The following is a 13,061-nucleotide window of genomic DNA, read 5'->3' on the forward strand; positions in this document are numbered from 1 at the left end:
GCAGGGCTAGGATCGGGAGGCAGAGAATTGGCCATGATTTACTCACCCCTGTTCCCGATAGGAGACGGCCTTGGCCTCGCCCGGCGCAGCCTGTTCGGCCGGCTTGGCGGCCCGCCGCCACGGCATCTTCCAGAAGGTCGGTGCGGCAGGCGTGGCCACTTCCGTCGGCTCGACCTCCGCCAGCGCGGCGGCGATGCCGGCAATGGTGCGATTGCGGAAGATGTCGCGCGCCGCGAGCTTGAGGCCCTCGCGCCGCGCCCGTCCGGTGATCTGGAAGATCGCGAGTGAATCCGCCCCGAGGTCGAACAGATCATCGTCGACGCCGATATCGTCGCGCCGCAGCACTTCGGCCCAGATGCCGGCGAGCTTCGTCTCCAGCGCGCTGCGCGGCCTGGCCACGACGGTCTCCGTCGCGACTGCGGCCACCGGCGCCGGCAGGGCGGCACGGTCGAGCTTGCCGCTGGCGTTCAGCGGCAGTGCGGACAGGCAGACCCATCCCGTCGGCACCATGTATTCCGGCAGCTCCTGCGCCAGCAGCGACCGCAATTCGCGCGAGGATGCCTGAGCCTGCCCCGCGGGCGTGACGCAGTAGCAGACCAGGCGCGGCTCGCCCGGAACGTCCTCGCGCAGGATCACGGCCGAGACGATGCCGGTCTTGCGCAGGAGCGCGGCCTCGATCTCGGCGGGTTCGATCCTGAAGCCGCGCAGCTTCACCTGGTGATCGCGGCGCCCGAGATGCTGGATGCGGCCATCGGCGAGGTAACGAGCGCGGTCGCCCGTGCGATAGACCCGCTCGCTGGCGTCGGGATCGACGGGGTTCGGGACGAAGGAACGGCCGGTGAGCTCGGGATTGCCCGCATAGCCACGGGCCAGGCCCGTGCCGCCGATCAGCAACTCCCCGGGAACTCCGGGCGGGACCAGCTGGTCCTGGGCATCGACCACGTAGAGCTGCGTGTTGGAGATCGGTCGGCCGATCGTGATGACCTCGTCGCGCGCATCGATGCGGGCGGCCGCCGACCAGATCGTGGTTTCGGTCGGCCCGTACATGTTCCAGAGCTCGCCGCCACCCTCCAGGAGGCGACGCGCCAGGTCGAGCGGCAACGACTCGCCGCCGCAGAGCATGCGCAGGCCAGCCCGGGACCGGAAGCCGGCGTCGAGCAGGAAACGCCAGGTCATGGGCGTCGCCTGCATCACCGTGGCGCCGCTGCGATTGAGCCGCGCAAGCAGGTCGACACCATCCTTTGCCTCGTCGGATGTCGCCAGGCTGACGCGACCGCCAGCAACCAGCGGCAGCAGCAATTCGAGCGCCGCGATGTCGAAGCTGACCGTAGTGACCGCCAGCATCGTGTCGGTGCTGGCAAAGCCCGGTTCGCGCGCCATGGCGAAGAGCAGGTTCGAAAGGGCGCCGTGGCTGACCTCGACACCCTTCGGCTTTCCGGTCGAGCCCGAGGTGTAGATGACATAGGCGAGATGATCGGGCGCGATACCGGGGCCGCTATATCCTGGCGCATCAGGGGCCTCGTGGACGTCGATCACCGGGATCGCGCCGTCTGGCTCCAGCAGGGCTTCAGCTCCCGGGCCAGCCGTGAGGATGGCGACGCAGCCTGAATCCTGCAGGATCGTCTGGATCCGGGCCTTGGGCGTGGCGGGATCGAGCGGGACATAGGGGAAGCCGGCTTTCAGCGCGCCCAGCATGGCCGCGACAAGAGCGGGCGAGCGCTCGACGAGCAGGCCGACCCGACTTTCCGGCGTGGCGATGCGGGCCTCGAGCTGCGCCGCGATACGGTCGGCCCAGAGGTTCAACTCGCCATAGGTCAGTGCGTCGTCGCCGAGTTCGACGGCGATGGCGTCGGGCTGCTGCCCGGCCTGCAATTCGAAGGCGTGGATGGCGCCCTGCTCCAGGGGAAACGCGATCTCGGTCTGGTTTAGCGCCGATACGAGATGATGGCGCGCAGCCTCGTCCATGAGCGGCATCGCCGCGATGACGCAGTCGGGGTTTTCGACGAAGGCGGCCAACAGCGTGCGGTAGTGGTCGAGCCAGCGATCGATCGTCGCGGCATCGAACAGATCCGCGCCGTAGCAGCAGTCGATGCGCAGGCCGTCCCGGGATTCGACCAGGTTGAAATAGAGGTCGAATGTCGAGAACGCCTTGGGGTTGGGCTCGGCTGCAACCCGCACGCCCTTGCCGAAGTCGAGGCCGTCAGCCAGACGCTCCAGGTTGAACTGGATCTCGACGAGCGGCAGCCGGCCAGGGTTCGGCGGCAGGCGCAGCGTCTTCAGCAAGGTGCCCAGCGTGCAGCTCTGATGGTCGTAGGCATCGAGAACCGCACGACCGACCTTGTCGAGATGCGCCGAGAAGGCCTCCGAGGGCTCGACGACGCCGCGGATCGGCTGGAAATTGACGCAATGCCCGACGAGCGCGGCCTCCTCGATCTGAGACTGGCCGGCGGCGGGAACGCCGATGACGATGTCCTGCTGGCCCGATAGCCGGGCGACCAGGACCTGGAACGCAGCAAAGAGCGTGCTGAACAGCGTCCGGCGGCGGCGCGCGCCGGCGGATTTGACCGCATTATAGAGCCCGGCATCGATGAAGCTCGTGCGATTGCCGCCACGGAAGCTGCGGATCGCCGGCCGGGGATGGTCGGTCGGCAGCTCGATCGGCGCGGGGATGTCACCGAACATCCTGACCCAATAGGCCCGGGACGCGTCCGCCCGCTCGCCCTTGCCGGCCTGCGCGGCATAGCTCGCGAACGGCATCGCCGGGGCCAGGAGACTGGTGTCGCCGGCGCGATAGGCGGTCGCGATCTCCTCGAGCAGGATGTTGATCGACCAGCCGTCGCAGATGATGTGGTGGGCGGTGAGGACGAGGACGTGCTCGCCATCGGCCAGGCGCACGATCTCCACTTCTGCCAACGGCCCGTTGACCAGGTCGAAGGGCCGGGTCGCACGCGCTTCGATCCGGGCAACCAGCGAAGCTGTCGGGTCGCCGCTGCCGCCGAGATCGACGATCTCGATGGGGAGGGTCGCCGAGGGCGCGATCCACATGGTCTCGCCATCGGCCGAGAAGCGGGCCTGCAGGATGGCATGTCGGGCTGCGACCAGCGAGACGGCCTGCGCCAGCCGCGCTGTGTCGATCTCGCCCTGGAGCGTCAGGCTCACGGATTCGTTGAAGGCGGCGCTGGCCTCGGCGCTGGTCTGGTCCGACAGCCAGATTTCCGTCTGGGCCTCGGTCAAGGGAAATTCCTGGCCCAGAGGAGCGTCCTCGGCATGCGGTACCGCCGGATGCGGAGCCGGGCTGAAGGCAAGGACCTCGCCCGGCAGCATGCCGTCCTGCCGCATGACTTGCAGGCTCTCGCGCACCGCCTGGATGATCGCAGCGATCTCGGCCTCGCCATGCTCCGTCGTCAGGAAGCAGGGATAATGCTCCTGGACGAAGATGCCGCGCGCCCGCAGATGATAGTGCAGCAGGCTGCCGAGGCGATGATCGCGGCCGGGCTCGAAATAGAGCACGCTGCCATATGATTCGATCGGCACATCCCAGCCGAATTCGGCGAAGGCCGCTCTCAGGGCTGCCGCGAAGCGCTCCATCCTGGCGGTCAGGCCCTGGCTCAGCGCCAGCCCCTCCCGCTTCACATGCTTCAGGACGGCTGTCGTCGCCGCCAGCGCCAGCGGATGGCGCACAAAGGTCCCGGCAAAGAAGGTGACGCCGACCTCCGGGACGCTCTCGTCGCCGAACTGCCAGGCGCCGCCATCGAGCGCATCCATGAAGCGTGGCGTCCCAGCCAGCAACCCGACCGGAAGCCCGCCGCCGACGACCTTGCCGTAGGTGGCGAGATCGGGCTCGATGCCGATCAGCCCCTGCACCCCGGCCGGATGAACCCGGAAACCGGTCACGACCTCGTCGAAGACCAGCGCTGCACCCGATTCAGCCGTCACCTTGCGCAACTGCTTGAGGAAATCGACCGGCAGGTAGGCCGGACGACGGCTCTGGATCGGCTCGACCAGCACGGCGGCCAGTTCGTGCGCATGCGCGCGGATCCAGGCGAGGCTCTCATCGCTGCCATAGTCGAGCACAGTCAGGCGACCGACCGCATCCATCGGGATGCCCGGCGCGGCGGGAAGCGTCCGACGCTGGTCGCCCGTGCCGACCCCGCGGGCGAGGACCTCGTCGAACTGGCCGTGATAGGCGCCCGAGAACGTCACCACGCGGTCGCGCCCCGTGACCGTCCTGGCGACCCGCATCGCGGCCATCACGGCCTCCGATCCCGTGTTGCAGAACGCCACGCGGGCATGGCCCGTGAGTTCGCAGAACAGGGTCGCGGCCTCATGCGCCAGCGGCGATTGCGGGCCGATCGCAAAGCCCTGCTCGAGCTGCGCCTGGACAGCCTCAGCGACGAAGCCCGGGGAATGCCCGAAAGCGGTCTGGCCGTAGCCGTTGACGAGATCGATGTATTCATTGCCGTCGACGTCCCAGATATAGGCGCCCTTCGCCCGTGCCGCGACGATCGGGTAGACCATCTCCTTCCAGTCGGCCGTGAAACCGGCGACCGTGCGCGGATCGGCCAGCACGGCGCGGTGCTGAGCGGCGAGCCGCTTGGACGTGGCCGTGCGCGCGACGTAATGCGTCGTCAGCCTGACGATGTGGTCGCGCTGCGTCTTGGTGAGCGCGACCTCGCCGGCGGGCCGGATCAGCGAGCGAATCCGAGACCCCGTTGCAGGCGCGGCGGGTGCCGCCGGGCTTGCTGTGAGCATGACCTGGACTGGCGCAGGCGCCGCGGTCACGGCTGGGACCGATTGGACCGTCGGCAGCACGGCATGCCCGTTAAGCGCCTGCAATTGCCGCTCCATCAGCCGCGACATCACATCGAGTTGCTCGCGCATCAGAGCGTCGACCGAGATGCTGCCGGAGGATGGCTGCACCGCCATTGCGGCGGGCTGCGGCGCAACCGGGACCGGGGCGGGCGCAGACGGTGGGGCTACCGGCGCCTGGGGCTGGGGCGGACGGATCGCTGCGATGTGGCTCGCCACGGCGTCGACCGATGGCAGTTCGTCGAAAAGCTGGCGGAAGCGGATCGGCACCCCGAAGGTGGTCTGGAGGCTCTGCGCAGCTTGCGTCAGCAGCAGCGAGTCGAAACCGAGCTCGAGGAACGATGCCGTCCGCTCGTCGCTCCCGAACGGACGACCCGAGAGCGTCTCGAAAATGGCAGCGACGCCGGGCTCCAGCGCGCGGCTCGCTGCGATGTCGATATCGGCAGGGCGGGTCATGACTTGGTCCTGGTCTGGTTGGACAGGGTTATGGAAATCCATAGCCGGCGCAGGGATCGCGGGCGCGGCCTCGACCTGCGCGACGGGAAGCTCGATCCAGTGGTGGCTACGCTCGAAGGGGTAGGTTGGCAGCGGAACCCGATTGCGCGCGGCCCCGGCGTGGTAAGCGGCCCAATCCGGCGTCACGCCTGCTGTCCACAGGCGCGCGACGGCGGAGGCTGTCATCGCCTCGGCGTCACCGCTCGCATTGGGCAGGCAGGAGACGGCGACGCGCCCGGAGGCAGCGCCTTGCAGGGCAAAGCTCGACAAAGCGGCGCCGGGGCCGACCTCGAGCAGGATGGGGGAGCGGTCGCGCATCAGCGTCGCGATGCCATCGGCAAAGCGCACGGGCTCGCGCGCATGCCGCGCCCAGTATCCTGCCTGCATCGTCTGCTCGGCTGTCACCCAGTCACCGCTGACACCGGAGATGTAGGGGATCTCGGGTGCATGGAGCGAGACCGCGGCGACTGCCTCGGTAAACGGCGCCACCAGCGGATCGATCATTTCGGAATGGAAGGCGTGCGAGGTCTGCAGGCGGCGATGCGTGACATCGCGGCGGGCGAGTTCGGCTTCGAGCGCCTCGATCGCCGCGAACGGGCCCGCCAGCACGCTCTGGCCAGGCGCATTATTGGCCGCCACCGCCACGCCATCGCCGACCAGCGCCGCGACTTCCGCATCGGGCAGCCGCACCGCCAGCATCGCGCCGCGCGGCAGGTCCTGCATCAGGCGCCCGCGCTTCGCCACCAGGCCGAGCGCGTCCTCGAGCGACAGAACGCCCGCCAGGCAGGCCGCCGCGAACTCGCCGACGCTGTGGCCGATCATGGCGGCAGGCCGCAGGCCCCAGCTGATCAGGAGCTGGGCGAGCGCATATTCGACGGTGAAGATCGCCGGCTGCGCAAACAGCGTATCCGAAAGACGCTCCGGTTCGGCGCCGCCATTGCTCGGATATACGAGGCTGCGCAGGTCGATATCGAGTTTGGGGCGCAGGATTTCGAAGCAGCGATCGACCGCCCCGCGAAACACCGGCTCGCCGGCATAGAGCTCGCGCCCCATCTGCGGATGCTGCGAGCCCTGGCCCGGAAACATGAAGACGAGGTCGCCATTCGCCTGCGCGGCGGCTGCGCGCGCCGGGGCCGGCTTGCGCAAGCCCGCGACGATCTCGCCGCGATCATGGCCGGCAAGCGCGAACCGATGCGGAAAGGCACGGCGACCGGTCTGCAACGTAAACGCGACGTCGGCCAGATCCTGCTCGGGCGCGTGTTCGAGATGGTCGGCGAGCCGGATGCGCGCGGCCTCCAGCGCGGCCGGTGTCCGGGCCGACAGGGTCAGGATCTGCGAGCGGCGCGGACTGGCTTCCTCCTCGACCGCAGGGGCCTGCTCCAGCACGAGATGGACATTGGTGCCGCCGACGCCGAAGGCGCTGACGCCGGCGCGGCGCGGTCCCTCACCCTCCGGCCAGTCCTGTGCGCGATCGGCGATGAAGAACGGGCTCTCGGCCAGTGCCAGCGCCGGGTTGGGCTCGCGCACATGCAGGCTCGCGGGCACCGTCCCGCTCTCGACCGCGAGCGCCGCCTTGATCAGGCCGGCGACACCGGCTGCGGCGTCGAGATGTCCGATATTGGATTTCACCGAGCCCAGCGCGCAGAAGCCGCGCTCCTCGGTCGTGGCGCGAAAGGCCGCCGTCAGCCCTGCGACCTCGATCGGGTCGCCCATCGGCGTCCCCGTGCCGTGGCATTCGACATAGCCGATCGACCGCGCCTCGATGCCTGCGGCGGCATGGGCCATGGCGATCACGGCGGCCTGGCCATCGACGCTGGGCGCCGCGAAGCCGACTTTGGCGGCGCCGTCATTGTTGATGCCGACACCGCGGATCACCGCATAGATGTGATCGTGCTCGGCGACCGCGTCCTCCAGCCGCTTCAGCACAACCAGACCCGCGCCGCTGCCGAAAACCGTGCCGTTGGCGCCGCTGTCGAAGGCGCGGCAATGGCCATCGGTCGAAACCATCCCGCCTTCTTGGGCGAGATAGCCGCGCCGCTGCGGAAAGGTGATCGAGACGCCGCCGGCGAGCGCCATGTCGCAACCATGGCAGAGCAGGCTCTGGACGGCCTGGGCGATGGCGAGCAGCGAGGTCGAGCAGGCCGACTGAACCGCGACGCAAGGGCCGGTCAGGCCGAGCTTGTAGCCGATGCGGGTAGCTGTGAAATCAGCCGCCGAACCCAGCAGCAGCGGCAGGTTGCCGACCTGGAAACCCGATGTGTAGGCCGTGATCGCGGCGCGATCGGCCAGCAGGTTCTGCAGGAGGTAGGTGCTCGACGTCGCGCCTGCGAAGACGCCGATGCAGGCGTCGGGACTGGCGGGATCGCAGCCGGCATCCTCAAGTGCTTCCCAGGCGCATTCGAGCAGCACGCGCTGCTGCGGGTCGGTGAGTGCGGCCTCGCGCGGCAGCATGCCGAAGAAGGGAGCGTCGAACAGCGCGACATCGTCGAGGACCGAGCGGACGGGGACGAAATTCGGCAGCGCCCGGGTCGCGGCGTCGAAGTCGTCCTCGAGTTCGGACACCTCGAACCGGCTGATCGATTCCACGCCGTCGAGCAGGTTCTTCCAGAAAGGCCGGATGCCCGACGCACCAGGGAAGCGACCCGCCATTCCGACGATGGCGACGGCGCTTTCGGGAAGCGGCTCACTCATGATGGACACCTGGCTGGATGCGGGGTCGCGGATCGGGTCTTGCGCGGAACCGGGCGCCCCGGGCCTGGGCCTTCGCCAGACCGGAGAGCTGGCGCGGCCTGTCAGTCGTCAGCAGGCCGGCGAGCGCGCGGATATTGGGATGCCGGTAGAGATCTATGAGCTTGAGATCCGGCGCGTCCTCGTCGCGAAGGCGCCGGTGCATCTCGACCATCAGCAGCGAGTCGCCACCGAGATCGAAAAAGTTGTCGTCTATGCCGACGGCATCGATCCGCAGGACCTCGGCGACGACCTCGGCGATGCGACGCTCGAGCCCGTCGCGCGGCATGCAGTAGACCGCAACGCTTTCGGGACGGGCGCGGCCGGGCAGAGGCAGCGCCGCGCGGTCCAGCTTGCCGTTGACCGTCAAGGGCAGGCTGGCGAGATACACGAAGGCGGCCGGGACCATGTGATCTGGCAGGCTGCGGGCTAGGTGAGCCTTCAGATCAGCCTGGCCCGGAGGCTCGGCGGGATCGCAGACGACATAGCCCACCAGGCGATCATGCCCGGCAGGATCAGCGCGCAGGAGGACTGCGGCCTCCCGGAGGCCCGCATGCGAGAGCAGGGCGGCCTCGATCTCGGCGAGTTCGACCCGGAAGCCTCGGATCTTGATCTGCTGGTCGGCGCGCCCGAGATGCTCATATGCGCCTGGCGCCGTCTGGCGCGCGAGGTCGCCCGAGCGATAGAGCCGCGCCCCGCTGTTCAGGGGATCGGGCACGAAGCGGGCCTGCGTCAGGTCGGGCCGGTTGAGATAGCCCCGGGCGAGGCCGGCGCCGCCGACGAAGATCTCGCCGACATCGCCGGGCGCGACCGGCTGCATGGTCTCGCCGTCGAGCAGGCGGATTTCGAGGTCGGGGATCGCGCAGCCGATCGGGCTGCCCGCCAGGCTGGTGTCGGCCGGCGAGAGCGGGCGGTAGCTGACATGCACCGTGGTCTCGGTGATCCCGTACATATTCACGAGCAGAGCCTGCTCGCCACGGCGCCGGTACCATCCCGTCAGCCGGCGCGGGTCGAGGGCCTCGCCCCCGAAGATCACGAGCCTCAGCGCGAGAGGGTCGCGGCCGGCGCGGTCGCCATCGGCGCGGTCGAGCGCGGCGAAGGCCGACGGCGTCTGGTTGAGGACCGTGACCTTCTCCTCGGCCAGCAGGCGCAGGAAGGCGCCGGGGTCCCGCGTCGCGCTCTCCGTCACGATCACCAGGCGGCCGCCATAGAGCAGCGCGCCCCAGATCTCCCAGACCGAGAAGTCGAATGAGACCGAATGGAACAGGCTCCAGACATCGCTCGGCTGGAAAGTGAACCAGGCCTGCGTCGCGCCGAACAGGCGCACCACCGCCGCATGCTCGATGGCGACGCCCTTGGGCCTGCCCGTCGAGCCCGAGGTGTAGATGATGTAGGCGAGGTCGCCCGGGAGAGCGGCGCGCCGTGACGGGGCTGTCGGCTCGCCAGCGGTCGCTTGATCAAGCGAGGGATCGAGACGGCGCCGGTCCGGGCCGAGCCAGTCGACGCTTTCAGGCGCCGCGATGACGAGCGCGGCATCGGCGTCCTCGACCATGTAGGCCAGCCTCTCGGCGGGATAGGCGGGATCGAGCGGGAGATAGGCGGCCCCGCTCTTGAGCACGGCCAGCAGGGCGACGACCAGATCGATGGAGCGCAGCAGGCACAGCCCCACGATCGATCCGGGCCCGACATCGCAGGCCACCAGCCGGTCGGCCAGCCGTTCGGCACGCGCATCGAGCTCGGCATAGGTCAGGCGGGATGTGCCGCAGGACAGCGCGACCGCATCGGGACGCGCCGCGACCTGGATGGCAAACAGAGTCGCCAGAGTGGCGACCTGGGGATCGAAACGGCCTGAGCGTAGCGGCTCCGGAGACGCCGGGATCGCCAGGGTCGCGGCTGAAACCGAAGAACTGTCGGGTTCGACTATATCCGCATCACCGAGGCGAGAACTGCTGCCCTCACCTAGAGGAAGACCTTGGAGATTATCATCGCAGATCTTGTTCATGGAGATGAGGCTAAGCGCGGACGCGCGCAGACAAAATAGTAGCAGAGGGGGTAACGCCATCTTCCCGGGCTCGTGCGCGCTGCTGACCGAACGGAGCGGTGGCGCGCCTGGCGACTGCACTGGCGGCTGCGGCCGGCGCGGCTTTCCCCGCCCCCCGGCCAGATGCAGGGCTGGGGGGTCGGCGAGGCCCATTCGGCGGCCTGGTCAGCCCTCGCCGAGTCGGAAATACAGGCCCGAATAGGTCTCGACATGGCATTCCGGATGGAAGGGCACGTCGAGGCTGCGCTCCTTCTCCCAGGAATCGACCAGTCGATACCCCAGACCGGTCAGCCCGGTGATGAAGCTGCGGCGATGAGCGACCATATAGGGACAGAACGCGACGACCCGGCCGCGCGTGATGACCGACTGGATTGTCGCGAAGGCGCGTTTTTCATGAAGCGGCGTGCGCTGCACGATCAGGTGACGCGGCAGCCTGGACCGCGCCTTGAGACAGTCGTGCAGATAGGTATCGCCGAGCAGCTGCAGCGAGCCGGCGGCGAACATGACGTCGACCTCTTCATTGGGGTCGATCACATTCGTGAAGCGCAGGCGCGGGGGGCCGTCATGCGCAGTCAGGCTTCGCCCCGCCTCGGTGATCTGCGGGAGATCGAAGACCGTCCAGCGGAAATCGTCGGGAAAGTCGAGATAGTCATCGTATTGATGGAAGACGTGGCCGACATAGCCCCCGATATCCAGCAACGAGCGCGCGCCCTCGCGCAGCGCGCGGTCCAGCCAGAACAGCACGGGATACTCGGTCGCGGGCATCGGCTCGAAGCCGCCCTCGGTCGTCGTATAGTGGTCGATATCGGCCATTTCGGGATGGTCGAACCCGGCGAGGCCGCTCGGAAGCGCGTGCGCGGCGGCCTCGAGCGTGTCGTAGACCCCGCTATAGCCGCAGTGATAGCAACCGGCGTGAAAGCGCGACTGATAGCGCCATTGCCGCGCCTGCCGGATGCCCGGCAACTCTGCGGCAACCGCGGCGATCCGCCGTCCGGCCACCCGCATCCCCTGCTCGGAGCCGATGATTGTCTTCTTTCCCAGATCGATCGCCTTCAGCGCGGCGCGAAGCTTCCTGACCATGGCAATCACCCTCCTGCTGCCTTGATGCCCGCGGCGACCGGCTGGGCCTGGGGTTTCGTCGCCAGGCGCGTGCGGTCGAGCCCATTGCCGGCGCGGGCGCCGACCGCGGCGGCCGGACGGTCGCTGGCAAGCTCGGGTTTCCATGACGGCCGGCCCTCGCCGACCCCAACATAGCGGTAGCCTTTCGCGCGCATGTCGTCGGGCCGGTAGACGTTGCGAAGATCGATCATGGTCGGCGCCCGCATCAGCGCCTGGATCCGATAATGGTCGAGTGCGCGGAAGGCGTCCCATTCGGTCACGATGACCAGAGCATCGGCGCCGGTGGCGCAGTCATAGGCCGACTCGGTGTAGGTAATCCCCTCGATCACCCGGCGGGATGCATTCATTCCCTGGGGATCGTAGGCCCGGATGATGGCGCCGCCATCCTGGAGCGCGGTCACGATCGCAATCGAGGGTGCATCGCGCATGTCGTCGGTATTCGGCTTGAAGGTCAGCCCAAGCACGGCGATGACCTTGTCGCGCACGCTGCCATCGCAGGCGCGGATGACCTTTCGGGCCATGCCGCGCTTGCGCTGTTCGTTCACGGCGGCCACCGTCTCGACGATCCGCATAGGCGAACCGTGATCCTGCGCCGTCCTGATCAAGGCGAGGGTGTCCTTGGGGAAGCATGAGCCGCCATATCCGGGGCCGGCATGCAGGAATTTCGGACCGATGCGGTTGTCGAGCCCGATGCCGCGCGCAACGTCCTGGACATTGGCGCCCACCTTCTCGCAGAGGTCCGCCATCTCGTTGATGAAGCTGATCTTGGTGGCCAGAAAGGCGTTGGCGGCGTATTTCGTCAGCTCGGCGCTGCGCCGCGAGGTCATGAACAGCGGGGCCTGGTTCAGGAACAGCGGCCGATAGAGCTCGGCCATGGCGCGCCGGGCGCGCTCGTCCTCAGCGCCGACGATGATGCGATCGGGCTTCTTGAAGTCGCCGATGGCGGCGCCCTCGCGCAGGAATTCGGGATTGGAGACGACGGTGAAATCCCCGTCCGGCGCCTCGATCCGCAGGATGCGCTCGACCTCGTCACCAGTGCCGACAGGCACGGTCGACTTGATCACCACGACGGTGAAGCCCGTCATCGCCTGCCCGACCGCGCGCGCTGCGGCATGAAGGAAGGACAGGTCGGCATGTCCGTCACCCAGTCGTGACGGCGTTCCGACCGCGATCAGGACGATCTCGGCCTCGGCCACCGCCTTGTCGACGCCGGTCGAGAAGCTCAGCCGGCCGGCCTTCTGGTTGGCGACCAGCAGCGCCGTCAGCCCGGGCTCGAAAATCGGGACGACACCCTGCTTGAGGCGCTCGATCTTCTCGCCATCGGTGTCGACGCAGCAGACGTGATGGCCGAAATCCGCAAAACAGACACCCGATGTCAGGCCGACATAGCCGGAGCCGATAACCGCAATCCTCATGGCGATGCTCTTTCTGCAAGGGGATTATCCGCTGCGGCCATCGGCTCAGCGAAGCGAAGGGGTGAAGGCTGCCGCGATCAGCACGACGAAGGCGATCATGGTCAGCATCATGCTGGCCCGGAAACGCAGCTGCGGATCCTGGTTGATCGCCTTCGGTGCCGGCTGCTGCAATTCCGGAGGGGGCTCTCCGGCCATGCTGGGCGGTGGCGCGATGCGAAGAGGCGCTGGCCGGGCCGGCGCACCGAAGGCCGCGCGCATCAGCTCCGCGCCCCCGTCGTCGACCGCATGCCAGTGCTTTTCCAGGTTGGGGTGCCAGACCGTCGGCAAGACCGTCGGCCCGGGTGGCAAGGCCCTATCGTCCTGGAAATGCTTGTCCGAGCTCGGCAAGGGTTCCTCCGCTTGGTTGATCCAGTTGGCCCCCGTTTCGCTTCCAGGCTGCGGTAACCAGGATCGCG

Annotated in this window: 5 protein-coding genes; all 5 read right to left on the reverse strand. The window is 68.3% G+C overall.

The features are described from left to right. Positions 1–42 precede the first annotated feature (42 nt). Entirely contained in the window at positions 43–7,995 is a 7,953-nt protein-coding gene (locus AC1D2L_RS24310; RefSeq protein ID WP_476848479.1) for a hybrid non-ribosomal peptide synthetase/type I polyketide synthase, read from the reverse strand. Continuing rightward, positions 7,988–10,033, reverse strand: coding sequence for an amino acid adenylation domain-containing protein (locus AC1D2L_RS24315; RefSeq protein WP_476848480.1), 2,046 nt, complete (start codon positions 10,031–10,033; stop codon positions 7,988–7,990). The genes AC1D2L_RS24310 and AC1D2L_RS24315 overlap by 8 nt, the downstream gene beginning before the upstream one ends. Positions 10,034–10,237: 204 nt before the next feature. Next, positions 10,238–11,152: a methyltransferase, TIGR04325 family gene (locus tag AC1D2L_RS24320; RefSeq protein ID WP_476848481.1), complete on the reverse strand. Its 915-nt coding sequence runs from the start codon at positions 11,150–11,152 to the stop codon at positions 10,238–10,240. 5 nt (positions 11,153–11,157) lie between these two features. Further along, positions 11,158–12,606, reverse strand: coding sequence for a UDP-glucose dehydrogenase family protein (locus tag AC1D2L_RS24325; protein ID WP_476848482.1), 1,449 nt, complete (start codon positions 12,604–12,606; stop codon positions 11,158–11,160). 45 nt (positions 12,607–12,651) lie between these two features. After that, positions 12,652–12,993: a hypothetical protein gene (locus AC1D2L_RS24330; RefSeq protein ID WP_476848483.1), complete on the reverse strand. Its 342-nt coding sequence runs from the start codon at positions 12,991–12,993 to the stop codon at positions 12,652–12,654. Positions 12,994–13,061: the final 68 nt, after the last annotated feature.

It is taken from the genome of Allobosea sp. P1_B10, assembly GCF_056406735.1.